At 67.0% G+C, this 24,839-nt stretch carries 19 protein-coding genes, 1 tRNA gene and 1 pseudogene; 12 read left to right on the top strand and 9 right to left on the bottom strand.

The features are described from left to right. Positions 1–353: 353 nt before the first annotated feature. Both ACTWJ5_RS13980 and ACTWJ5_RS13975 read left to right on the top strand, forming a co-directional pair. Complete coding sequence (locus tag ACTWJ5_RS13980; RefSeq protein WP_436410231.1) at positions 354–1,781, top strand: spinster family MFS transporter; 1,428 nt, start codon at positions 354–356, stop codon at positions 1,779–1,781. Positions 1,782–1,919: 138 nt separating this feature from the next. Next, positions 1,920–3,170: an OprD family porin gene (locus tag ACTWJ5_RS13975; RefSeq protein ID WP_301502109.1), complete on the top strand. Its 1,251-nt coding sequence runs from the start codon at positions 1,920–1,922 to the stop codon at positions 3,168–3,170. A 78-nt stretch (positions 3,171–3,248) separates the two neighbouring features. Here ACTWJ5_RS13975 and ACTWJ5_RS13970 read toward each other — a convergent pair whose 3' ends face one another. The 4 genes from ACTWJ5_RS13970 to ACTWJ5_RS13955 form a co-directional block, all read right to left on the bottom strand. Then, positions 3,249–4,568: a hypothetical protein gene (locus tag ACTWJ5_RS13970; protein ID WP_301502111.1), complete on the bottom strand. Its 1,320-nt coding sequence runs from the start codon at positions 4,566–4,568 to the stop codon at positions 3,249–3,251. A gap of 84 nt (positions 4,569–4,652) precedes the next feature. Further along, positions 4,653–6,002, bottom strand: coding sequence for an aminotransferase class III-fold pyridoxal phosphate-dependent enzyme (locus tag ACTWJ5_RS13965; RefSeq protein WP_301502112.1), 1,350 nt, complete (start codon positions 6,000–6,002; stop codon positions 4,653–4,655). 11 nt (positions 6,003–6,013) lie between these two features. After that, positions 6,014–7,426 (bottom strand): aldehyde dehydrogenase family protein, encoded by a 1,413-nt coding sequence (locus ACTWJ5_RS13960; protein WP_074979517.1) that lies wholly within the window; start codon positions 7,424–7,426, stop codon positions 6,014–6,016. 86 nt (positions 7,427–7,512) lie between these two features. Continuing rightward, positions 7,513–8,952: an APC family permease gene (locus ACTWJ5_RS13955; protein WP_370311332.1), complete on the bottom strand. Its 1,440-nt coding sequence runs from the start codon at positions 8,950–8,952 to the stop codon at positions 7,513–7,515. Between the two features lie 362 nt (positions 8,953–9,314). Here ACTWJ5_RS13955 and ACTWJ5_RS13950 point away from each other — a divergent pair. The 3 genes and pseudogenes from ACTWJ5_RS13950 to ACTWJ5_RS13940 form a co-directional block, all read left to right on the top strand. Then, a pseudogene (locus ACTWJ5_RS13950) lies at positions 9,315–10,562 on the top strand (PDC sensor domain-containing protein); the annotation flags it as partial. 150 nt (positions 10,563–10,712) lie between these two features. Continuing rightward, a complete protein-coding gene (locus ACTWJ5_RS13945; RefSeq protein ID WP_444439590.1) occupies positions 10,713–11,468 on the top strand; it encodes a methyl-accepting chemotaxis protein in 756 nt (251 codons plus the stop codon). 248 nt (positions 11,469–11,716) lie between these two features. Next, positions 11,717–12,775 (top strand): extracellular solute-binding protein, encoded by a 1,059-nt coding sequence (locus ACTWJ5_RS13940; protein WP_444439085.1) that lies wholly within the window; start codon positions 11,717–11,719, stop codon positions 12,773–12,775. Positions 12,776–12,974: 199 nt separating this feature from the next. Here the strand turns inward: ACTWJ5_RS13940 and ACTWJ5_RS13935 are convergent. From ACTWJ5_RS13935 to gacA, 4 genes are all read right to left on the bottom strand, one after another. Next, positions 12,975–13,050: transfer RNA gene (locus ACTWJ5_RS13935), tRNA-Gly, on the bottom strand. 65 nt (positions 13,051–13,115) lie between these two features. Beyond that, positions 13,116–13,676, bottom strand: coding sequence for a CDP-diacylglycerol--glycerol-3-phosphate 3-phosphatidyltransferase (gene pgsA / locus ACTWJ5_RS13930; RefSeq protein ID WP_074979477.1), 561 nt, complete (start codon positions 13,674–13,676; stop codon positions 13,116–13,118). A gap of 34 nt (positions 13,677–13,710) precedes the next feature. Beyond that, complete coding sequence (uvrC, locus tag ACTWJ5_RS13925) at positions 13,711–15,537, bottom strand: excinuclease ABC subunit UvrC (RefSeq protein ID WP_444439084.1); 1,827 nt, start codon at positions 15,535–15,537, stop codon at positions 13,711–13,713. Beyond that, entirely contained in the window at positions 15,538–16,182 is a 645-nt protein-coding gene (gene gacA / locus ACTWJ5_RS13920) for a response regulator transcription factor GacA (protein WP_009619673.1), read from the bottom strand. It lies immediately after the preceding gene. A gap of 538 nt (positions 16,183–16,720) precedes the next feature. Between gacA and ACTWJ5_RS13915 the strand changes: the two genes are divergently transcribed. From ACTWJ5_RS13915 to ACTWJ5_RS13885, 7 genes are all read left to right on the top strand, one after another. Next, entirely contained in the window at positions 16,721–17,389 is a 669-nt protein-coding gene (locus ACTWJ5_RS13915) for a GntR family transcriptional regulator (protein ID WP_043318899.1), read from the top strand. Positions 17,390–17,449: 60 nt separating this feature from the next. Next, complete coding sequence (locus ACTWJ5_RS13910) at positions 17,450–18,259, top strand: ABC transporter substrate-binding protein (protein ID WP_444439081.1); 810 nt, start codon at positions 17,450–17,452, stop codon at positions 18,257–18,259. A gap of 16 nt (positions 18,260–18,275) precedes the next feature. Continuing rightward, complete coding sequence (locus ACTWJ5_RS13905; protein ID WP_058489249.1) at positions 18,276–19,046, top strand: amino acid ABC transporter permease; 771 nt, start codon at positions 18,276–18,278, stop codon at positions 19,044–19,046. Position 19,047: 1 nt separating this feature from the next. Further along, positions 19,048–19,827, top strand: a complete 780-nt coding sequence (locus ACTWJ5_RS13900; RefSeq protein WP_043318903.1) for an amino acid ABC transporter ATP-binding protein — start codon at positions 19,048–19,050, stop codon at positions 19,825–19,827. A gap of 17 nt (positions 19,828–19,844) precedes the next feature. Next, positions 19,845–20,933: a polyamine ABC transporter substrate-binding protein gene (locus ACTWJ5_RS13895; protein ID WP_261746327.1), complete on the top strand. Its 1,089-nt coding sequence runs from the start codon at positions 19,845–19,847 to the stop codon at positions 20,931–20,933. Between the two features lie 18 nt (positions 20,934–20,951). Next, the gene (locus ACTWJ5_RS13890) at positions 20,952–22,568 is read left to right on the top strand and encodes a gamma-glutamyltransferase family protein (protein ID WP_444439078.1); all 1,617 of its coding nucleotides are present in this window, start codon (positions 20,952–20,954) and stop codon (positions 22,566–22,568) included. A gap of 405 nt (positions 22,569–22,973) precedes the next feature. Then, complete coding sequence (locus ACTWJ5_RS13885) at positions 22,974–23,369, top strand: NUDIX hydrolase (protein WP_052267932.1); 396 nt, start codon at positions 22,974–22,976, stop codon at positions 23,367–23,369. A 534-nt stretch (positions 23,370–23,903) separates the two neighbouring features. On the opposite strand, the gene ACTWJ5_RS13880 is transcribed toward ACTWJ5_RS13885, so the two are convergent. Beyond that, complete coding sequence (locus ACTWJ5_RS13880) at positions 23,904–24,764, bottom strand: CAP domain-containing protein (RefSeq protein ID WP_444439077.1); 861 nt, start codon at positions 24,762–24,764, stop codon at positions 23,904–23,906. Positions 24,765–24,839: the final 75 nt, after the last annotated feature.

Genomic DNA, 24,839 nt, shown 5'->3' with positions numbered 1-24,839 from the left:
CGGTGGTCAGAACGCATGAACATAGCCGGTCAAGTTGAATACAAACGGATGCGCAACTCCACACCTGAGGCCCCCACCAAAGGTTTCCCCTAGCCGCCTGGGGGAAATTCCCGCCCGGCATGGGAATCGCTCCGATTCATCCCCCATGCCACCCCCCCTAGGCTTCCGGCAGCGGGAAATCCCCTCGCCAGATTCCTCACCCAATAAATCACAAAAATCTCATATTCTGATTATTTTACTTACTTATATTGAAACAACCGAATATTCCATGACAAAAATCTCCCACGGCCGTTGACCGGAGGCACCCTCCGCCCTCCGCGACGCCCGGTTACCCAACAAGAACAACGAGCTCGATGTGCTTGGCCATCTGCCTTCACCCCTATCAGGAGCCAGTAACCGTGTCCCCTCTCACTCAGCCCCGGAAAACCCGCTACACCTACGAGTGGTACGTCGTATCGGTGTGCATGGTCGCCTACATCTTCTCTTTCGTGGACCGCCAGATCCTCTCGCTGATGATCGAACCGATCAAAGCCGACCTGCAGATCAGCGACACCCAGTTCAGCCTGCTCAGCGGCATGGCGTTTTCCCTGTTCTACGCCGTCATGGGCATCCCCATCGCCTGCTTGGCCGACCGTTCCTCGCGCATGCGCATCATCGCCGCCGGCATCGCCTTCTGGAGCCTGGCCACCGCGGCCTGCGGCCTGTCGAAAAACTTCCTGCAGATGTTCCTTGCCCGCATGGGGGTCGGCGTCGGTGAGGCCGCGCTGACGCCCGCGACCTATTCGATGCTCAGCGACATGTTCCCCCGGGAGAAGCTCGGCCGCGCCCTCGGCCTGTATTCCATGGGCGCCTTCCTGGGCGGTGGCCTGGCGTTCCTGGTCGGCGGCTACGTGATCGACCTGCTGCGCGGCGTGCCGAGTATCGAACTCGGGCCGTTGGGCACAGTGCGCTCCTGGCAGCTGACCTTCTTCATCGTCGGCCTGCCCGGGCTGCTGGTCGCCCTGCTGATCGCCCTCAGCGTCCGCGACCCCAGGCGGCCGGCCCAGCCGCAGGCCCAGGGCAAGGCCGCGCTCGGCGACGGCCTGCGCTTCATCGGGCTGCACCGGCGCACCTTCGCCTGCCACTTCATCGGCTTCTCCTTCTTCGCCATGTGCCAGTACGCCCTGCTCAGCTGGACCCCGGCGATGTACATGCGCAAATTCGGTCTCTCGCCCGTCGAGGTCGGCTACATCCTGGGCACCATACTGCTGGTGCTGAACACCGCGGGCGTGTTCTGCGCGGGCTGGCTGATCGATGTGCTACAGAAGCGCGGCCACCATGACGGCGCCCTGCTCAGCGCCATGCTCGGCGCCGCCTGCATGCTACCGCCGGCGCTGGCTGCCGTGCTGGTGGACGACCTGCGCTGGTCCATCGCCCTGCTGGCGCCGGCCATGTTCTTCTGCGCCTTCCCCATCTCGACTTCCGCCGCCGCCATGCAGGTACTCACCCCCAGCCATCTGCGCGCGCAGGTTTCCGCGCTGTTCCTGCTGGTGTCCAACCTGGTCGGGCTCGGCGTGGGCACCACCCTGGTGGCCCTGCTCACCGACCAGTTGTTCAAGGACCCGAAGGCCGTGGGCTCTTCCGTAGCCATCATCGTCACCTTCGCCGCCGTGCTCTGCGTGGGCCTGCTCGGCCGCGGCCGCCGGCACTTCCGCAACAGCCTCCTGCGCCAGTCCGGCGCCGCTGAACAGGCGCAGGAAAGCCACGGGCAGACGCTGCCGGCGAACCCCGTCCTGCGCTGACGCCCCCGCACGACCACCACCCATCGATCCGCCGTCCCGCCCGGGACGGTGGCCGGCGACCTGCGCCCTGCAGCGGCCAGCGCGCCCTCCCCCACTTGCCAATGGGCCCGGCCTCGCCGGGCCCGAGGAGAACCGCACATGCAGCTTCGTCATGCCCTTCGCCCCTGCCTCACCCTGTGCGCCGCCAGCGTCCTGGCCCCACTCTGCGCACGGGCCGAGTTGCTGGCCGACGGCAACCTGGAAACCACCCTGCGCAACTTCTACATGCTCCGCGACTATCGCCAGGACGACGCCCCGCAATCCCAGGCCGGCAACTGGTCGCAGGCGGTCCTGGCCCGCCTGCGCTCCGGCTATACCGAAGGCACCGTCGGCATCGGCCTGGACCTGACCGGTCTTTACGCGCTCAAGCTGGACGGCGGCAGCGGCACCAGCAACGACGGCAGCCTGCCCTACGATCCACGCACGGGCGAGCCTGCCGATGACTTCGGCCGCGCCGGCGCGACGCTGAAGCTGCGCTACTCCCAAAGCACCCTGAAGGTCGGGCTACTGGAGCCGAGGCTGCCGGTGATCTTCCAGGATGACGTCCGCGTGCTGCCCCAGACCTTCCAGGGCGTGCTGCTGGAATCCCAGGAGCTGCAGGGGTTCAAGTTCACCGCCGGGCAACTGTGGAATACCAGTACCCGGGCCTCCAGCAACCGCGAGTCGTTCTACCTGGCCGGGCACCCGGCGAGCGAAGACAGCAACAAGCTGAACTTCGCCGGGGTGGACGCCAAATGGGGCCCGCGGCTCGCCGCCAGCTACTACTTCGCCAACCTCGAAGACATCTACGACCAGCACTACCTGGGCGGCACCCTCAACCAGCCGCTGGGCCAGGACACGAGCCTGATCGGCACCCTCAGCTATTTCCACAACGGCGAGTCCGGCCGCGCGCTTTCCGGGCGCATAGACAACAGCGCCTACGGCCTGCGCCTGGGCATCCGCCACGCGGGCCACACCCTCTCGGCGAGCTACCAGCGCATGCTCGGCGAAGACATGTTCCCCATGCTGCTGGGCTCCACGCCGCAGCCCTACCTGGTCAACTGGGTCACCAACGGCGGTTTCTTCTGGGCCGGCGAACGCTCCTGGCAAGTGCGCTACGACTATGACTTCGCCAGCCTCGGCATGCCGGGCCTGACGCTGATGACCCGCTATACCCGGGGCAGCGACATCCAGCGCGTCGCCGCGGCCGACGGCCATGAATACGAGCGTGACAGCGACATCGGCTACAGCATCCAGAACGGTCCCTTGAAGCACCTCTCCTTCCTGCTGCGTACCTCCACCGTCCGCAGCAGCTACGCCAGCGACTACGACGAAGTACGCTTCATCACCAGCTACCCGCTGAGCTTCTGAACACCCCGAAAAAAGCGGCCGCCCAGCGAACCGGCAGCCGTTTCACCAAAGGCGGCCCCACGGGCCGGGTTCACGATGCTAGAACGGCACCGCCACGATCAGTTGGCTATAGACATTGGTGCCATTGCCGCCGACCTGGTTGCCGCCGTTGCTCTCGTCCTTGTCCGGACGATAGAGCCCGACCAGCGGCGTGACGATCAGGTGCGGGTTGACCGCCCATTCGACGTACAGGTCCAGCTCCCGGGCATCGAGGTTCAGCGCATCGCGCTTGTGCAGGGTGTCGAAGTCGAAGTACAGCACCCCAACGCTCAGGTTCTCCAGCGGCGTGGCCTTCAGGCCCAGGTGCTGGATGGCCGTGTTGCTGTTGAACGGGCCCGCGTAGTTGGAGGCCACTTCCCCCTGGAACCAGGTGCCGTAGCCGGTGCTGAAACCGTTGAACATCGGGTCCCAGCCCTCGGAATAGCGGCTGTAGCGGTAAGTCAGCTTGGGCGACCAGGCGACGTCGGCGAAGGTGTAGCCCGCCTCGGCGTACCAGGCCTTCTCGTTGCCGGCGTCCTTGTCCTGCCAGGCGTATTCGAAGGCGAAACTGGCGTTCTCCACGCCGGCGTCGCCCTCGCCGCGCAGGCTGTAGATGTTCATTCCCTCGCGCTGCTTCTGGAAATCGCTGGCCCACTGGTCCACGACATCGATGCCGTGGACCCAGGTCAGGCCCAGGGTGCCCGGCTTGGCGGTGTAGTCCAGGGTGCCCGCGGCCAGTTCGGTCTCGGCCTGGGCGCGGTTGTCGGACTTGAGCCACTGGAGGCTGCCATGCAGGCCATCCTGGCCGCCGATGCGGACCACCGCGGTCCGATCGAAGGCATGGCGCGCGGCGATGTAGTAGGCGCCGCCCCGGTTCAGCTTGCCGTCGGCCGGCCCACGGCCCAGGTTGGGACCATCGTCGTTGATGATGAAGCCGCTGCCGAGCTTGACCACTTGCCGGCCGAAGGAAACGTCCAGCCCGTCCTGGCCGAGCGCCGGGAACATCCCGGCGGAGCGCCAGCCCAGGTAGGCGTCCTCGATCTTGGTGGTGCGTTCGGAGCCGTCGGTATTGCCTGCGGCATCCCCGTCGCCCCAGGTGCCGGAACTGACCAGGCTGAAGGCGCCATAGGCGCTGCCGGCGCTCCCCAGCCCCTGGTCCGCGCTCAGGCCGTACTTGATGAAGCCTTCCCGCCAGGTGCTGCCGCCGCTCGTGCCGTCGTAGTTCTTGCGGCTGTTCAGCCAGCCGTAGACCGCCAGGACGTCGGCGTTCAGGTGGGTATCGTCGTCGGCGTACAGCTCCAGGGCGTTGGCCTGGCTGGTGAGACTCAGGGCGAGCGCAAGCCCTCCACCGAGGGTTCGGTAGATGTTTCGATGATGCATGATGCTCCTTCTTCGCCTTGGGAAGGCTGTTGTTGTTTTTCGGTTGGAGCGTGCGCCGGCCCTGCGCAGGCCGGCGCACGAGACTCAGCGACAGGTCTGGAGGGCGGTTTCCAGGGCCGCGGCGATCATTCCCGCCTCGTCGGAGGAGAGCGTCAGCGGCGGCGAAAGGATGATCTTGTTACCCACCGGGCGGACCAGCACCCCTTCCGCCCGGGCGGCGTCGGCGATGCGGGCCGCGTGCCCCGCGGCCGGGTCGAGCGGTTGCCGGGTGCGCTTGTCCGCTACCAGGTCGAGGGCGATCATCAGGCCCTTGCCGCGCACCTCGCCGACCACGTCGAAACGCTCGCTCAGCGGCTGCAGCTTGCCGATCAGCTCGGCCCCCACCTTCGCCGCGTTCCCCGGCAGGTCCTCGGCCTCGACTATGTCCAGCACCGCCAGGGCGGCGGCACAGGCGGTCGGATGCCCGCTGTAGGTGTAGCCATGCATGATCACGTTGGCGAAGCCCGGGGCGTTCTCGATCGCCTCGGCGATACGCTCGTTGAACACCGTGGCGCCCAGCGGGATGTAGCCGGCGGAAATGCCCTTGGCCAGGCACAGGATGTCCGGCGCCACGCCCCAGCCACGGCTGCCGAGCAGGCAACCGGTGCGGCCGAAACCGGTGACCACCTCGTCGGCGATCAGCAGGATGCCGTAGCGGTCGCAGACTTCCCGCAGGCGCTTCCAGTAGTTGTCCGGCGGCACTATCACCCCGCCCGCGCCCTGCACCGGCTCGGCGATGAACGCGGCGATGGTGTCCGGCCCCAGGAAGGCGACCTGCTCCTCGAGCTGGCGGATGCAATGCTCCGTCAGTTGCTCGGGATCGCGGCAATCCCAGGGGTTGCGGTACAGCCAGGGGGTGTCGAGCAGGTGGCAGCCGGCCAACAGCTGGCCATGGTTGTAGTGGTAGACGCCATTGCCGCCCACGGAAGTGCCGCCGACATGCACGCCGTGGTAGCCGTTGCGCAACGAGAGAAAACGCACGCGGCCGGGTTGGCCGGCGGCGATCCAGTACTGCCGGGCCATCTTCAGGGCCGTTTCCACCGCATCCGAACCGCCGGAGTTGAACAGCACGCGGGCCATGCGCTCGCAGGCGAACAGCGTGGTAAGGCGCTCGGCCAGGTCGAACACCCGGGGATGGGCGATGCCGTCGAAGGTCTGGTAGTAGGCCAGCTCGTCGAGCTGGGCGGCGATGGCGGCCTTCACCTGCGCACGGTTGTGCCCGACGTTGACGTTCCACAGGCCGCCCACGCCATCCAGCAGGCGGTTGCCGTCGATGTCGGTGATGTAGTTGCCGTCGCCGCGGGCGATGACCAGCGTCTTGGCCCGGTTCGCCGGCGCGGACGAGCTCATGGGGTGCCAGAACTTCTTCTCTGCGGTCTTGTATTTTTCGTACATGGCTTCGGTTCTCACGGGTTTTTGCGTACGTACAGGAGCTGCTGGGCGGTGTACTCCAGCAGGCCCTCCAGGCCGAACTCGACGCCGAAGCCGGACAGCTTGCAGCCGCCGAAGGGCGTATTCGGTTGAATCTGCGCGTGGCAGTTGACCCAGGCCACGCCGCTTTCCAGGCGCGAGGCGAGCGCCTGCGCCTGTGCCGCGTCCCCCCATACCGAGCCGCCGAGCCCCACGTCGCTGGCATTGGCGCGGCGCAGGACATCCTCGACATCGGTGTAGGCGATCAGCGGCAGCACCGGGCCGAACTGCTCCTCGTCGACCAGGCGCTGGCCATCGGTGACGTCGGCGACTATGGTCGGGGCGAAGAAGAAGCCGGGGCGCTCCAGGCGCTCGCCGCCACACAGCACGCGCGCGCCCTGGGCCCGGGCATCCTCGACCAGCCCGGCGACCAGCTCGAGCTGCTCGAGGTTCTGCACCGGCCCGAAGGTCACGCCGGGTTCGAGCCCGTCGCCGACCACCTGGCGCCCGGCAATCGCCACCAGCGCCTCGGCGAACGCCTGGTACTGGGACTCGTGCACGTAGAGCCGCTTCAGCGCCGCGCAGGTCTGGCCCATGTTGAGGAACGCGGCCTGGAAGATGTCCGCGGCGATCGGCTCGACCGGCGTGCCCGGCAGCACGATGGCGGCATCGTTGCCCCCCAGCTCGAGGGTCAGGCGCTTGAGATTGCCGGCGGCCTCGCGCATGACGCTCTGGCCGGTGGCGGTGGAGCCGGTGAAGACGATCTTGTCGATGCCCGGATGGCGGGCAATCGCACTGCCGAAACCGCGCTCGCCGGTGACGATGTTGATGACGCCCCTGGGCACGTGGCGAGCGATGATCCCGACCAGGCGCAGGGTGCTCAAGGGCGTCAGGCTGGAAGGCTTGCTGACGACGCTGTTGCCCGCCCGCAGGGCCGGCATGATGTGCCACACGGCGATCATGAACGGCCAGTTCCAGGGGGTGATCGAGGCCACCACGCCCAGGGGCTTGCGGTGCAGCTCGACGCGCTGCGCCGGCGTCTCCTCCACCAGCTCCACGGGAATCTCCTGCTCGGCGCTGTAGCGCGTCCAGGCGACGCCGCCCATGACCTCGGAGATGGCCAGCTCCAGCGGCTTGCCCTGCTCCAGGACGATGAGCCTGGCCAGTTCCCCGGCCTCCCGTTCGATGTCGTCGGCAATCCGTCGCAGGCATTCGCGCCGCTCTTCATGGGTGCTCTGCCGCCACTGCCCGAAGGCGCGGCGGGCGGCTTGCACCGCCTGGTCCAGCTGGCCGAGGGAGCCGGCCGGGCATTGGGCGAATGGCGCGCCCGTGGCAGGGTTGGTCACGTCGAAGTGACCGTTCTCGCCCGTTACCCAGGCACCGTCGATGAGCATGCGATAGTCGTACATATGAACCTTCCCTTCGCCCACCGGCGGATCGCTCCGCCCGGTGGCTACTGGTCTTTCGTGGTGGGAGATATCGACGCGGGTCGCGCCTAGAGCTTGTGGCTGCCCAGCGCCTGGAAACGCTCGGGCGAAATCCTGCGCAGGCGCGCCGCCAGCAGCACACCGGCGATCAGCGCCACCGGGATGACGGCGCACAGCGCATAGGACAGGGCCTTGCTGGAACCGGTGAGCACATCGAAATGGATCACCGCGATGGCCAGCACGAACAGCAGCGCCAGGCAGGAGAAAGCCGGCAGGATGCGGCCGCGCAGCAGCCCCAGCGGAATCTCCGGATGGCGCCAGAAGTAGGCGAACACCGCTGCCGAGGTCAGCGCCATGAGCAGGATCAGGCACAGCGTCGCCAGGCTGGAGAACCAGGCGAAGAGCTGCAGGATCGGGTCCGCATCCATGGCGGCGAAGATCAGCACCACCACCGCGGCGATCAGGCTCTGCAGGGCCGAGCCCATGTGCGGGCTCTGGTGGATGCGGTGGGTGGTGCCGAGCATGCGGTGCAGCAGGCCATCGCGGCCGATGGCGTAGAAATAGCGCGCAGCCGAGTTGTGGAACGCCAGCAGCCCGGCGTAGATGCTGACCATGAACAGCACGCGGATCACCTTGGTCAGCTCGGGGCCGACGAAGTGGTCGGACATGCCGTAGATGAAGGTGGTCGGGTCCCCCAGCGCCTGCAGGGTCGCCACGATCTTGTCGGCGCCCACGCCGACCACCATCGACCAGATCGACAGCGTATAGAAACAACCGATCAGCAATACCGAGGCATAGGTGGCCACCGGAATGCTGCGCTGCGGATCCCGCGCCTCTTCGCCATAGATGGTCGTGGCCTCGAAGCCGATGAAGGCCGCGAAACAGAACAGCAGGCCGATGGAAGGCGTGCCGCTGAAGACATGCTCGGACTTGAAGGAATCCAGGTTCACGCCGGCATCGCCGCCCGACTTCAGAATGGCGAAGTCCAGGGTGAGGATGGCCAGGTATTCCGCGACCACGATGATCGACAGCACCCGCGCGGAGAGATCGATCTGGCGATAGCCGAGGACCGCGATACTGGTCATCGCCAACAGCGAGTAGAACCACCACGGCAGCTCCACGCCGAAGACGCTGGCCATGGTGCCGGCCACCACCCCGCCGAACATGCCGTACAGGCCGACCTGCAGGATGTTGTAGGCGAACATCGCCAGGACGCCCGCGGCGCCACCGGCGAGGCCACCCAGCCCACGCGAGGAAAACGCATAGAAGCCGCCGGCATTGGTCACGTGCCGCGCCATGGAGGTGTAGCCCACCGAGAACGCCAGCAGCACCAGCAGCGTCAGCACCAGCAACGCCGGCGTTCCGGCGCCGTTGCCAAGCATGATGCCGATGGGGAAGCCGCCGGCGATGACACTCAGCGGGCTGGCGGCGGAAACCACGAAGAAGATGATGAAACCGACGCCTAGGGCGCCGCGCCTCAGCTCTGTCGAGCTGCTGATCTGGGACATGGGTACGCTCATTTTCTTGACCTTGTTATATGAGGCAGTCGTTAGGAAAACACGGAGAGACTGCAGCGCTCTCACCAACCAACGAACTTCTTGTTCTAGGCCTGCCGACGACCGACGGGTCGCTCAGGGCTCACTGGCAAGACTGATGCTAGGCCGACCCTGCACGGGGTGTTATCCCAAATCGGCAGCATCGAACGCCACGCCCCGATATGGATCACGCCGGCAGCCCCATGGTCCTGGCCTGCCGATTCGGGATAACCCGGTAACAGCCTGCGCCCCTACCATCTCCCCGCGCCGATCTCCCGGACGGGAGCCTCTGTCGCGCACCAACAAGAACAACGAATCGACCAATGCGATAAGCGATGATCCAGGCGGACATGGCGGCCCCTCCTCCGCTCCCTGCATCATCGCCCCGCCCAGGAGACCAAGCCATGCCGGTTTTGCGCCTCAGCGCCCAGTGGCGGATCAGCGTGCTCAGCGGATGCTGTTTGCTTGCCGTGGTTGCCAGCCTGCTCGGCGCCACGCTGTACCAGGCCCAGCGCAATGCCAGCCTGCTCGAACGGGAAAGCACCCGCCTGCTCTCGGAAGCCGCACACGCGCATCTGCAGGCGAGCGCCACGCTCCAGGGCTTGCACGTGGAGCGCTTTCTCGATGAGACCAGGCTCTACGCCGAAGGCTTCGCCAAGCAACTGCTGCAACTACGGGAACAGGCGCTCGTCGGCCAGCTCCCCAGCGAGGCCCTGCGCCGCCAGATCGTCTCCAGGACCCATGAGGCGCTGCGGGAAAAGCCGCAGCTGCTGGGCATGTACGTGGTCCTGCAAGCCAATGCCCTGGACGACCAGGACTCGCGCTTCGTCGATCAACCCGCGGCGGCAGGCAACGAAACCGGCCGCTTCGCCCTCTACTGGTCGCAGAGCAAACCCGGCCAGCTCGTGCAGGCGGTGCTGAACGAAACCAACATCACCGCCAACCATGCCCCTCCCGGCAGCGAGGCGGAAAACGCCTGGTTCACCTGCCCGCTGCAGAGCGGGCAGGCCTGCGTGGTCGAGCCCTATGCGGTCGAAGTGGAAGGCCGCAAGACACTGATGAGCAGCATCGCCCTGCCGCTCGTCCAGGACGGCAAGACGCTCGGGGTGGTAGGCATCGACATCAGCCTGTCGACGCTGCAGAAGATGAGCGAAACCCTCAGCGCAAGCCTTTACCAGGGCCAGGGCGAGGTCAGCATCCTCTCCGCGGGCGGCCTTCTGGTCGGGCACAGCAGCGACCCGGAGGGGCTGGGCAAGGCCCTCGCCGCGGATGCCGACAGCACCGAAGCGATCGATATACGACAGCAGCTGCAAGTCCCCGCGGCCCGCCCCTGGACCCTGCAGATACGTGTGCCCCAGGCAGTGCTGCAAGCCCCCGCGCTGCAGCTGCAGGCACAGCTGAACCGGCAGAACCTGCAGGCGACGTGGATGAGCCTGGGGCTGGGCGTCCTCGCCAGCGGCGCGGGCCTGTTGCTGATCTGGTTCGCGGCCCGTGGCGTCACCCGCCCCCTGCTGCAGGTGGCCGACATGCTGGATGCCATCGTCGACGGCGACGGCGACCTCACCCAACGCCTGCCGAACAGCCGCAGCGATGAAATCGGAAGGCTCGCCAGCGGCTTCAACCGCTTCCTCGACAAACTGCAGCCCATCATCGGAGAGATCCAGAAAGCCGCCTTGCACACCCGTGAAACGGCCGACCGCTCCGCGCTGATAGCCGCACAAGTCGACGACGGCATGCAGCTCCAGCATCAGGAAGTGGAGCAAGCGGCCACGGCGCTCCATCAGATGAGCGTCAGTTCCCAGGACGTGGCGCACAGCTCGTCCCGCACCGCCCAGGCCGCGACGGCGGCCGAGGAAGCCAGCAGAAAAGGGCTGGTGGTGTTCGGCAAGTCGGCCGACAGCATCGCGGCACTGGACCGGGGGCTGGAAAAGACCCTGGCGGACGTGCGGGCGCTCGCCCACAGCAGCAGCCAGATCGGGCAGGTCCTCGACGTGATCTGCAGCATCGCCGAGCAGACCAACCTGCTGGCGCTCAACGCCGCCATCGAAGCCGCGCGCGCCGGCGAGCAGGGCCGCGGCTTCGCGGTGGTCGCCGACGAAGTGCGGCAGCTGGCCAGCCACACGCAGAATTCCGTGGGCGAAATCCGCGAGGTCGTGGAAACCCTGCAGCAGCTCAGCGAGCAGGTCACCGGCAGCATGCGGCTCAGCCGGGAGCAGGCGAACCAGAGCGTCGCGCTGGTCGACGAAAGCCACGCGGCCCTGCGCACCATTGGCGACGCCGTCGAGGTGATCGACTCGATGACCCAGCAGATCGCCAGCGCAGCGGTGCAGCAGAGCTCGGCAAGCGAGGAGATCAGCCGTCGCGTGAGCGGCATCAGGGATATCAGCGAGACACTCATTGCCCAGGTGGAAGAGTCGTCACGCATCGGCCGCTCGCTGCATGACATGGCGAATCAGCAACAGCGCCTGGTGGAGCACTTCAAGACCTAGCTCCCACTTCGCCGTCTGGATGTGCGCTGCCTGGCCCAGGGCGGGGCGCGGAAGACCTGTCCGAGGGTCGCTGCGGCGACTTGAAGTGGCGCATGCCGGTTCATCCTGGCAATCACACACAACGACTTGTCTGCCAGCGGCAATTCTTCCACGGCAAAAACCGCTTGAATCCGGATCCGGGAACTGGCTGCGGACCAGCCAGGCACCGAGCGACGGAACCTGTCCCCACATCAACGGATGTCATCGCCATGAAGCACCTGGTTTGCCTGCTTGCCCTGCTCTTCTGCACCGCCGCACATGCCGAACAGGTTCTGCGCGTCTACAACTGGAAAGACTATTTCGACCCTGCCGTGCTGGAGGACTTCCACGAGCAGACCGGTATCCGCGTGGACTACCACGCCTTCACCACTACCGACGAGTTGCTGCAGACCATGGCCGGCGGCGACGCCTATGACGTCGTCGTGCCGTCGCACTTCATGCTCAAGCAATTGCTGGCGCAGCACCGGCTGGCGGAAATCGATAGCCAACGGCTGGCGCATTACCAGGAGCTCGATCCCTGGGTGGTCTCCACGCTGGCCGGAATCCCCGGGGCCAACCAGCATACGGTCCCCTACCTGTGGGGCTCCATCGGCCTGCTGGTCAATACGCAGGCCGCGCAGGCCACCTACGGCGCGCCGCTGCCCAACAGCTGGAGCCTGCTGTTCGATGAGCAACAGGCGAGCCGGCTGGCCCGTTGTGGCATCGGCCTGCTGGATGCCGCCGAGGAAACCGCCTCGCTCCTGCTCAACTACCGCGGCCGGAGCCTGTCGAGCAGCAGTGGCCGTCAAATAGAACGCAACCTGCAGAGCCTGCAGCCGATCGCCGGGCAGTTGCACTCACTGAACAACTGGAGCTACATCGACGATATCGCCGCCGGCAAGCTCTGCCTGACCATGAGCTGGAGCGGGCACGCCATCCGCGCCATGGAAAAGAACCCCCGGCTGGCCTACCTGATTCCAGACGAAGGCGCCGCGATCTACATCGACACCCTGGCCATACCGGCCAATGCCCCGAACCCGGCGCTGGCCTACCGCTTCATCGACTTCCTGATCGCGCCGCAGAACGCCATCCGCAACGCCCGGGCGACTCGCTTCTACGCCCCTCTTCCCAGCACCTCCCCAGCCATGCAGGCACTGCTGAAGAACGCTCCCGGCCAGGTTCTGAACACCGAACAACGACGCCGCAGCTACCTGCTGGAAACCCTGGCAGCGGATCAACGGCAATCGCTGGATGCGGCCTGGCAGCAGATCAAGGCCAGGCGGAACTGACAACCGGTCCTCGGACATGCAGGCCCATGCCGCTGGATAGCGCGTATTGGGCCCTGCTCAGCCCATGGAGAGCAGATTGGCAGGCTCTTAAAGCTTTTTTGGGGGGGATTCCAGCAAATGGCGCCAGAACGAAAAAAGGGCCTTTCGGCCCTTTTTTCAGTGACTTGCAAATGCCAGTGGACATCTGCAGGTCGATATTTGGAGCGGGAAACGAGACTCGAACTCGCGACCCCGACCTTGGCAAGGTCGTGCTCTACCAACTGAGCTATTCCCGCGTCGTGTTGACGGGCGCCATTCTATCTTTTTCTGGAGCCTCGTCAACCCTTTGATTCAAAAAAAGTTATTTCTCTTTCGGGGTGGTGCTCAGGTGCGGCCAGGCGGCCAGCAGGTAGTGCAGCATGGACCACAGCGTCAGGGCCGCGGCGACGATCAGCAGCCCGTAGCCCAGCAGCACCCAGAAGGTGAACAGCGGGGCGTTGGCCAGCAGGATCACCAGCGCGGCCATCTGCGCGGCGGTCTTCCACTTGCCCAGGTTGGATACGGCGACGTGGGCGCGGGCGCCCAGTTCGGCCATCCATTCGCGCAGCGCCGAGACCACGATCTCGCGGCCGATGATGATCACCGCCGGCAGCGTCAGCCAGAGGTTGGCGTGCTCTTCCACCAGCAGCACCAGCGCCACCGCCACCATCAGCTTGTCCGCCACCGGGTCGAGGAAGGCGCCGAAGGGCGTGCTCTGCCCCAGCTTGCGCGCCAGATACCCATCCAGCCAGTCGGTCGCCGCGGCCAGGGCGAATACCGCGCTGGAGGCCAGGTGGCTGCCCGGGAACGGCATGTAGAACAGCAGGATGAAGATCGGGATGAGCAGGACGCGGAGCAGAGTGAGCAGATTCGGAATATTCATCGGGACCACTGGCCGGTGAGTTGAGCCCGGCATTCTACTCGCTGTGCAGGGCAGCATAAATCTGCTCGGCCAGCTTTTTGCTGATGCCCGGGGCTTTGGCGATCTCATCGATACTGGCGCGGCCCAGTTCCTGCAACCCACCGAAATGCTTGAGCAGCTCGCGGCGGCGCTTGGGCCCTACCCCCGGCACTTCTTCCAGGCTCGAGGTGCGCCGGGCCTTGCCGCGGCGGGCGCGGTGGCCGGTGATGGCGAAGCGGTGCGATTCGTCGCGGATCTGCTGGATCAGGTGCAGCGCCGGGGAATTCGCCGGCAGGGTGAATTCGTGCTCGGCATCGTTGAGGTAGAGGGTCTCCAGGCCCGGCTTGCGCGTCACACCCTTGGCCACGCCGAGCAGGATCAGCCCGCTCACCGCCAGCTCCTGGAGCACTTCCCGGGCCATGGCCAACTGGCCCTTGCCGCCGTCCACCAGGAGAATGTCGGGCATCTTGCCCTCCCCCTCCTTCAGGCGGCTGAAGCGCCGCGTCAGGGCCTGGTGCATGGCGGCGTAGTCGTCGCCGCCGGTGATGCCCTCGATGTTGAAGCGCCGGTAGTCGGACTTCAGCGGGCCCTCGGGGCCGAACACCACGCAGGAGGCCACCGTGGCCTCGCCGCTGGAATGGCTGATGTCGAAGCACTCCAGGCGTTGCGGCGGCTCGTCCAGGTCCAGCGCTTCGGCCAGGGCCTCGAAGCGCGCGGCGACGTGCTGGCGGTTGGCCAGGCGCGCGGCCAGGGCCTGTTCGGCGTTGGTGATCGCCAGTTGCTGCCAGCGCGCGCGGGTGCCGCGCACCCGGTGGCTGATCTCCAGTTCGCGGCCGCGGGCAGTGGCGATAGCCTCGATCAACACCGGGAAGTCCTCGTGCACGGCGTTGACGATCAGCTCCGCCGGCAGCTCGCGCTCGTGGTGGCTCAGGTAGTACTGGCCGAGGAAGGCCAGCAGCACCTCGTCGACCTCCTCTTCTATGCCCACCTGGGGGAAGAAGTTCTTGCTGCCCAGCACGCGCCCGCCGCGCACGCTGATCAGGTGCACGCAGGCGCCGCCAGGGTTGACCATGGCGGCGATGACGTCGACGTCGCCGTTGCCGCCCTCCATGCTCTGCTGGTCCTGCACGCGGCGCAGGATGGCCACCTGGTCGCGCAGCTCGGCGGCGCGCTCGAACTCCAGGCGCATGGCCGCCTGCTCCATGTCGGTGCTCAGCTCCTCGGCCAACTGGTTGCTGCGGCCTTCGAGGAACATCACCGAGTGGCGCACGTCCTGGGCGTATTCCTCGGGGCCGACCAGGCCGACGCAGGGCCCCTTGCAGCGCTTGATCTGGTACTGCAGGCAGGGCCGGGTGCGGTTGCGGAAGTAGCTGTCCTCGCATTGCCGCACCTGGAAGGCCTTCTGCAGCAGGGCCAGGCTCTCGCGGATGGCGCCGGCGCTCGGGTAGGGCCCGAAGTAGCGGCCCTTGGCTTTCTTGGCGCCGCGGTGCAGGGCCAGGCGCGGGTATTCGTCCTCGCTCGACAGGTAGACGTAGGGGTAGGACTTGTCGTCGCGCAGAAGGATGTTGTACGGCGGCCGCCACTCCTTGATCAGCGTCTGCTCCAGCAGCAGCGCCTCGGTCTCGTTGGCGGTGATGGTGGTCTCGACCTGGGCGATGCGCGCCACCAGGGCGGCGGTCTTGGGCGCCAGGCCGGTCTTGCGGAAGTAGCTGGCCAGGCGCTTCTTGAGGTTATTCGCCTTGCCGACGTAGAGCAGCTTGGCGTCCGCATCGAACATGCGGTAGACGCCGGGGCGGCCGCTGCAGGTGGCGAGGTAGGCCGCCGAATCGAACACCGCGCTCATCTAGTTGCTGGCATCCACCATGCCGTGGCGCACCGCCAGCAGCGCCAGCTCGACGTCGCTGGTGATGGAGAGCTTCTCGTAGATGCGGTAGCGGTAGGTGTTCACCGTCTTGGGCGACAGGCAGAGCTTGTCGGAGATGCTCTGCACCTTGTGGCAGTTGGCGATCATCAGGGCGATCTGGATTTCGCGCTCGGACAGCGAGTCGAACGGCGAACCGCCCTTCTCCGGCTCGAAGGACTTCAGCGCCAGGCTCTGGGCGATCTGCGGGCTGATGTAGCGCTGCCCGGCGAAGACCTGGCGGATGGCCTGGACCATTTCCTCAAGCGCCGCGCCCTTGGTCAGGTAACCGGAAGCGCCGGCCTGCATGAGGCGGGTGGGGAACGGGTCTTCCTCGCAGACGGTCACGGCCAGCACGCGCACGTCCGGCTGGCTGCGCATCAGCTTGCGGGTGGCTTCCAGGCCGCCGATGCCGGGCATCTTCACGTCCATCAGGACGACGTCGGGCTTGAGCTCGCGGGCCAGGCGCAGGGCGTCCTCGCCGGATTCGGCCTGGCCCACCACCTGCAGGCCCTCGATGTCGGCCAGCATGCGGGTAATTCCGGTGCGCACCAGATCGTGGTCATCGACCACCAGCACCTTGATCACACAGCACCTCATGCATAACTAGAGTGGAATCCGGCGCTGTGCGCGCCATCGAATCCGCGAACCTTAACAGAAAGCGATGCCCTGACCTAGCTTGGAACACAGCTGTCAAATTGCAAGCGCCAACGAACCAGCAAGCACCCCCGAAGCGCCCGCGCCAAGCTGACCAGGCGCCGAGCGAAGCGTCAAGGATGGGCATCACGACCATTCTTTCGGCTGAGACCGGTTGTCGCGGGGCGAAGCGGAGCTGACAGTGCCAACCCAGGCATCGACGCACGCCGCCGCGGCCACGGCACATCCCCCGGCGCCGTCCTGACGAACGTCCGCCCGCGTTACAAAAGTGCCCGCCGTGCATCAACATGACGCACGACGAGCGCCGGACGTTACCGTTCGATGCCCATCCAGCACCCCGCCGCCCTCCTCCATCCCAACCAAATCGCCAGCGAATCAACGGTTTGTGTCTCGATCACCGATCCTGGCACGGCATCTGCTTAATTGCATGCATGGATAATTGGATACATAAATCCAAAAGGAGCGCCCCATGCGCCTGGTACCCAACTACGACCGCCAACCCGTGACCGCCGAGGAAGAGGCCTACAGCTACCTGCTGGACGCCATCTGCAAGGGCCAGTACCGCACCGGCGACCGCCTGATCGCCGAAGACATCGCCAACGACATCGGCATGAGCCGCATGCCGGTGCGCGAAGCCTTCCGCCGCCTGGCCGCCGAGGGCCTGGTGACGCTGCGGCCGAACCGCGGCGCCATCGTCAGCGGGCTGAACATCGAGGAGATGCGCGAAGTCTTCGAGATGCGCAGCGCCCTCGAAGGCCTGGCCATCCGCCTCGCCGTGCCGAAGCTGGGCGAACGCCAACTGGCGCGCCTGGAACGCCTGCTCGACGAGATGGACGACTACCGCGACGACAGCGCCGAGTGGGTCAGCCGCCACCGCGTCTTCCACGAATACCTCTGCAGCCTCGCCGAGCGCCCGCGCCTGCTGCGCCAGATCAACGCGCTGTACTCGGTGATCGAGCCGCACATGCGCCTGTGGCTGCAGCACGTCGACAAGCCCATGAGCGCCCGCGAGGAGCACGCGGTGATCCTCGACGCCCTGCGCAGCGGCGACGCCCGCGAAGCCGAGCGGGTGCTCTGCGAGCACATCGAGGGCACCGTACCCTCGCTGCTGAAGTTCCTCGAAGCAAAGGGCGCCTGAGACCCACGCTTCGCCTGTCCCGTTGAACTGCCCCGGCAACCTCGCCCACTGGAGCTGAACATGTTCGTACGCAGGATCCCGCAGTGCCTTCTCGCCCTCTGCCTGGCCGCCCCGCTGGCGCACGCCGACGCGGTGAAAATCCCCGACCGCCTGAAAACCGCCGACAAGGTGGTCTTCTGCGGCGGCATGGACTCCCCGCCCATGGGCTTCTACGACGCCTCGCAGAAGCTCACCGGGGTCACCGTCGACCTCGGCGAAGCCATCGCCAAGCGCCTGGGCGACAAGAGAATCGAATGGCGGGTGACGCCCTTCTCCGGGCTGATCCCGGCGCTGCTGGCCCGGCAGTGCGACATGCTGGTGGACCAGCTGTTCGACAAGCCCGAGCGGCGCGAAGTGATCGACATGGTCAACTACATGTACTCCAGCCAGGCCGTGGTGGTCGCCAAGGGCAACCCCAAGGGCATCCACACCCTCGACGACCTGTCCGGGAAGAAGGTGGCGGTGCTCAACGGCTCGACCATCCGCACCCTGCTCGACGCCCACAACGAGAAGCTGAAGCAGGCCGGCAAGGCGCCGATGAAAGTCGTCGTCTACAACACCGACACCGACGCCTTCCAGGCCCTGCGCATCCAGCAGGCCGACGCCTACGGCACCACCGTGGAAACCGCCGGCTACTACCAGGGCATGGCCCCGGACCTGTTCGAGATCGGCGTGCCGGCCTTCGCCCGCATCCTCACCGGCCTGGGCATCCGCAAGGAAGACAAGCAGCTCAGCGCGGCGGTGCAGCAGATCATCCAGGACATGCAGGCCGACGGCAGCTACCAGGCGCTGCTCGCCAAGTGGCACATCGAAGGCGACAAGCTCGACTGAGCCGAGGTGACCGACCATGAACTTCAGTTGGGACGTGTTCTGGCAATACCTGCTCAAGCCGAGCGACATCTACCTGTACGGGCTCTGGCTGACCTGCGTGATCGCCGTCAGCGCCATGCTCCTGGGCTGCGTGCTCGGGCTGCTGGCGGCGCTGATGCGGCTGTCGTCCAACCCGCTGCTGCAGTACCCGGTGCGCTTCTACGTGTGGCTGATGCGCGGCACCCCGCTGCTGGTACAGATCGTCTTCCTCTACACGGCGCTGGCCGCCGGCGGGGTGTTCCGTTTCGAGGACCTGGACCTGGGGCTGTTCGTCCTGCCCGGCAACATCCAGGCGGCGATCATCGCCCTGGGCCTCAACGAGGGCGCCTACATGGCCGAGATCATCCGCGCCGGCATCGGCGCGGTGGACAAGGGCCAGTACGAGGCCGGCAAGTCCCTGGGCATGACCTTCGCCAAGCTGATGCGGCGCATCGTCCTGCCCCAGGCCTTCCGCGTCATCGTCCCGCCGCTGGGCAACGAATTCAACGTGATGCTGAAGAACACCACCCTGGTCAGCGTGATCGGCGTGCAGGAACTGCTGCTGAGCACCCAGATGGTCACCTCGGCGACCTTCCGCGTGTTCGAGCTGTACCTGGTGGTGGCCATCTACTTCCTGCTGCTGACCACCCTCTGGGGCTTCTTCCAGCGCTGGCTGGAGAAACGCTTCGGCAAGTCCGAGGGCAACGCCCCGGCGGCGCCGAGCCGGATGTTCGGCCAGCAGGCCATGAAACTGCTGAGGGGGCGCTGAGATGATCCCGACCGCGAAAGACGTGGTGATCCAGGCCCGCGACGTGCACAAGGCCTTCGGCGAGCTGGAGATCCTCAAGGGCGTGTCCCTGGACGTGCACCGCGGCGAGGTGGTGGTGCTGATCGGCGCCTCCGGCTCGGGCAAGACCACCTTCATCCGCTGCATCAACCACCTTGAAGACATCCAGGGCGGCAGCATCCGCGTCAACGGCGCGCTGATGGGCTACCGCGAGCGCGCCGACGGCAAGCTGGTGCGCGACTCGGAAAGCAACATCGCCCGCCGCCGCCGCGACATCGGCATGGTGTTCCAGCGCTTCAACCTGTTCCCGCACATGACGGTGCTGGAGAACATCATCGAGGCGCCGGTGCAGGTGCTCGGCGTGCCCCGCGGCGAAGCCCTCGAACAGGCGCGCCGCCTGCTCGCCCGGGTGCGCCTGGCGGACAAGGCCGAGCACTACCCGGCGCAGCTCTCCGGCGGCCAGCAGCAGCGCGTGGCCATCGCCCGCGCCCTGGCGATGAAGCCCCAGGCGATGCTCTTCGACGAACCCACCAGCGCGCTGGACCCGGAAACCGTGGGCGAGGTGCTGCAGGTGATGAAGGAGCTGGCCGAGGAAGGCATGACCATGGTGGTGGTGACCCACGAGATGGGCTTCGCCCGCGAAGTGGCCGACCGCGTGGTGGTGCTGCACCAGGGCGAGCTCATCGAAGAAGGCCCGCCGGCCCAGGTGTTCGGCAACCCCCATCACCCGCGCACGCGGGAATTCCTCAGCCGCGTACTCTGAACAGACAAGGACAAGCCATGCGCCACCGCGTTCTGCTCGCCAGCCTCAGCCTGCTCGCCTGCGCCGTCGCCCAGGCCGACGACAAGCTCGTGCGCTTCTACAACTGGTCCGACTACATGGGCCCGGATACCCTCAAGGACTTCCAGAAGGACAGCGGCATCAAGGTCCAGTACGACGTCTTCGACACCAACGAGATGCTCGAGGCCAAGCTGCTCTCCGGGCACTCCGGCTACGACCTGGTGGTGCCCTCCAGCCAGTTCCTCACCAAGCAGATCAAGGCCGGCGTCTACCAGCCGCTGGACCGCAGCAGGCTGCCCAACTGGAACCACCTCGACCCGCGCCTGATGCAGCGCCTGGAGGCCGCCGACCCGGGCAACAAATACGCCGTGCCCTACATGTGGGGCACCGTCGGCATCGGCTACAACGCCGACAAGGTCAAGGCCGCGCTCGGCGCCGACGCCCCGGTGGACTCCTGGGACCTGGTGTTCAAGCCGCAGAACCTGGCCAAGCTGCACGACTGCGGCGTGGCCTTCCTCGACGCGCCGGTGAAGATCATCCCCCAGGCCCTGCACTACCTCGGCCTGGACCCCAACAGCCACAACCCCGACGACTACAAGAAGGCCTCGGCGCTGCTGCAGAAGCTCGCCCCCTCGGTGACCTATTTCCACTCCTCGCGCTACACCACGGACCTCGCCAACGGCGACATCTGCGTGGCCATCGGCTACTCCGGCGACGTGATGCAGGCGCAGAGCCGCGCCAAGGACGCCGGCAAGCACATCGACATCCGCTACGTGATTCCCAAAGAAGGCGCCAACCTCTGGTTCGACATGCTGGCCATCCCGCGCGACGCGCAGAACCCGGCCGGCGCCCTGGCCCTGGTGAACTACCTGCTGCAACCGCAGGTGATCGCCCCGGTGAGCGACTACGTCGGCTACGCCAACCCGAACAAGGACGCCACCGCCCTGCTCGACCCCAAGGTGCGCGACAACCCCGGCATCTACCCCAGCGACGCGGTGATCGACAAGCTGTTCGTCTCCGCCGACCTGCCGCCGAACATCCAGCGCGTGATCACCCGCGAGTGGACCCGCATCAAGACCGGCCAATGACCTTCGAAGAGCCCTGCCATGCTTAACTTCTCCGCCCACGAATACCCCTACGCCTCCCAGCGCCAGAGCGTCTTCGCCCGCAACGGCATGGTCGCCGCCTCGCAGCCGCTGGCCGCCGAGGCCGGCATCGCCATGCTGCGCGCCGGCGGCAACGCCATCGACGCGGCCATCGCCACCGCGGCGGCGCTGACGGTGGTCGAGCCCACCGGCTGCGCCATCGGCGGCGACGCCTTCGCCCTGGTCTGGGTCAAGGACCAGCTGCACGGCCTGGACGCCAGCGGCCACGCCCCCGCCTCGCTGTCCATCGACGCGGTGAAGGCCGCCGGCCACGGGAAGATGCCGGTGCACGGCTGGCTGCCGGTCACGGTGCCGGGCATACCCTCGGCCTGGGCCGAGCTGTCCGCGCGCTTCGGCAAGCTGCCCTTCGCCGAGCTGCTGCAACCGGCCATCGCCCTGGCCCGCGACGGCTTCCCGGTGTCGCCGGTGGTCGCCCACCAGTGGGAAATCGCCCGCCGCGAGTACCAGGCCAGCCGCGCCGATGAGCCGGTGCTGCAAGCCTGGTTCGACACCTTCACCCTCGACGGCGAAGCCCCGCGCGCCGGCCAGCTGTTCCGCAACCCGGCCCAGGCACGAACGCTGGCCGAACTGGCCGAGACGAAGTGCGAGAGCTTCTACCGCGGCGCCATCGCCCAGCGCCTGGCGGCGCACGCGGCGGCCAGCGGCGGCCACCTGGGCGTGGCGGACCTGGCCGGCTACCGGCCGAAATGGGTCGAGCCGATCAAGGCCAACTACCGCGGCTACGACGTCTGGGAAATCCCGCCCAGCGGCCAGGGCCTGATCGCCCTGATGACGCTGAACATCCTCCAGGGCTTCGACTTCGACCAGCGCGACAGCCAACTGACCTGGCACCGCCAGCTGGAAGCGATGAAGAAGGCCTACGCCGACGGCCTGCACTACATCACCGACCCCGAGCACATGCGCGTGGCCGCCAGCGCCCTGCTGAGCGAAGCCTACGCCGCGCGCCGCCGCGCCGAGATCGGCGAGCGCGCCCAGGCGCCGCAACACGGCGACCCGCACGCCAGCGGCACCGTGTACATCGCCACCGCCGACGGCGAAGGCAACATGGTCTCCTTCATCCAGAGCGCCTACCACGGCTTCGGCTCCGGCGTGGTGCTGCCCGACAGCGGCATCGCCCTGCAGAACCGCGGCTCGGAATTCAGCCTCGACCCCGGCCACGCCAACGCCCTGGCCCCGGGCAAGCAGACCTTCCACACCATCATCCCCGGCTTCCTCAGCAAGGACGGCGTGGCGGTCGGCCCCTTCGGCGTGATGGGCGGCTACATGCAGCCCCAGGGCCACGTGCAGGTGGTGATGAACCTGGTGGACTTCGGCCTCAACCCGCAAGCCGCGCTGGACGCCCCGCGCTGGCAGTGGCTGGGCGGGATGAAGGTGGGCATAGAACAAAGCGCCCCGCGCGACCTCGCCTTCGCCCTGGCCCGCCGCGGCCACGAGGTGGAAGTGGCCTGCGACCTGACCGACTACGGCCGCGGCCAGATCATCGTCCGCGACCCGCAGACCGGCGTGCTCTGCGGCGGCACCGAACCGCGGGCGGATTCGCATATCGCGGTGTGCTGATCGCGGACGGAGTCCGCTCCTACGCGCCATGCCATTCCCATGTAGGAGCGGATTTATCCGCGATTTCGCCGGCAAGGCCGGCGCTCGGTCATTCCCGTAGGATGGGTTGAGCGAAGCGATACCCATCACCGCCACCACATGGGTTTCGCAAGCTCAACCCATCCTACGAAAGGCACCTCGGCGCAAGCCGGAACACCGCGCCCCAAAACCGCCCATCCCCCCGCCGACCGATCAGAAATTTCCATTGCCCGAATCAGCGGTTTCAAATGGAACGCTGCCTTCCCCCCTGCGTATCCTGCGCGCCGCGCCGGCTGGCGCCGTTCTTGCTTATTTTTTGTGACAAATTCATGACAAGCGTTGTCTGCTATTACAGATGTATGTGGCAAGCAGTATCAGGGGGTGCCCATGGGTAGTGCGATCAAGGAACGGGCGACAGTGATCTGCCGTCAGGACGACAAGATCCTTTTCGTGCGCAAGGCCCGGCGCAAATGGAACCTGCCCGGTGGCCGCATCGAGGCCAACGAGGCCCCGCGCCAGGCGGCCCAGCGCGAGCTGGCCGAAGAAACCGGTCTGCAGGTGGAGGCCATGGCCTACCTCGCTCCGCTGGAGCTGTACCAGACCCTCCACTACGTGTTCGAAACGGCCCTGCCCGAGCCGCAGAACCCCCAGCCGCAGAACGAAATTGCCGACTGCCGCTGGTTCTCCCTGGACGAACTGGCCAAGCGCAACGTCAACAAGGCCATCAAGCGCCTGCTCAAGGACTACCGCAACCCGCAGGCGCAGCAGTCCTCCAGCGCCTGACGCCGCCAGGCCGGCTCGCGAAAATACGGCACATCCGGCCCCTGTTGGGCGCAACTGCCTACAGGCCGCGCCGAAGCGCCCTTCATAGGATGGGTGGAGCGAAGCGATACCCATCGCCCCTCCCCATCGCCGGCCCTGCCGGCGGGATCGCGGATGAATCCGCTCCTACCGTACGGCCAGGCCCGGCTCGCTCCTACGAAAGGCGGTGTTCACCTGTAACGTAGGAGCGGACTCCGTCCGCGATTGGCCCCGGCCGCGCGAGCCATCCGGCATCGGTGTTCCGCCCAACGATTGGGCGCAATCGTAGGAGCAACTGTCTTGCCGATTGCACCGAGGCGCTTTTCGTAGGATGGGTTGAGCCTTGGCGAAACCCATGCGGCCACGGCGATGGGTATCGCTTCGCTCAACACCATCCTACGAAAGACGCCGGTGGTTTCGGCTATCGCGGATGAGATCCGCTCCTGCGCAGCCCCACCCACCGCATTCCCATGTAGGAGCGCGCCCTGCGCGCGAAACGCGGGCAGGCCCGCTGCCTCAGGGCGCGCCGAACAGCAGCGTCCAGTACACCCCCTGGTCGCTGCGCGACTCGCTGGCGTAGGCGCCGCCGACCTGAGTGAACAGCGGGTTCATCAGGTTGGCGCAATGCCCGGGGCTGGCCAGCCAACTGGCCATGGCCTGGCTCGTCGAGCCCTGCCCGGCGGCGATGTTCTCGCCGATCTGGCGGCCGCGGTAGCCGGCGGCGCGGGCGCGGTCGGCCGGGGTGTCGCCGTCGGGGTCGCGGTGGGCGAAGTAGTTGCCGCGCGCCATGGCCCGGCTGTGCGCCTGCGCCGCCGCGCCCAGCGCCGGGCTCCAGCTCAGCGGCCGGGCCGCGGCGAAACGCCGGTCGCCGCACAGCCGCGCCCGCGAACGCGCCGCGTTGACCTGGGCCAGCAGCGCCCGTCCCGCTGCGCGCGGGTCCTCCAGGCTGCTGCCGCCCATCGAGCGCGCCAGCACCAGGCGCCATTCGCCGCGGGCGCGGCTCACGCCGGCATCGGCGAACTGCGGGTCCAGCAGCGCCGAGCAATAGCGCTCGCGCAGCATGTCGAAGGCCTCCCCGGCATCGGCCGCACCCACCAGACGAATACTGCGCACCACCTGCGCCTGGTAGCCGGCAGCCCGCACGCCTTCGCGCAGGCCGCCGCCGAAGCCCACCGGCAGCGCCAGGCTGGCCTGCGACGTCAGCGGCGCCAGCCGCCTCGGCATACTTCCGCCACACCCCGAGGGATGCGCGCGGTAGGCGTTGATGGCCGCCAGCAGGCGGCTTTCCTCGCCGGCCCGGGCGGGGCCGGCCAGCAGGGGCGAAAGGCAGAGCAGGAACGACAGGCACGACGACAGACGACGGGCGATGGGGCGCATGAACGGCAGTGGACTCGGCTGATGGACGACACGGCCAGCCTCAGACTGCCGCCACCGGCCAAGGTTCAGCGCCGC

This window comes from Pseudomonas sp. A6 (assembly GCF_052367875.1).
Taxonomy (GTDB): Bacteria; Pseudomonadota; Gammaproteobacteria; order Pseudomonadales; family Pseudomonadaceae; genus Pseudomonas; species Pseudomonas citronellolis.
The sequence above is the reverse complement of the archived record's forward strand: the minus strand, read 5'-3'. Positions and strand labels throughout refer to the sequence as shown.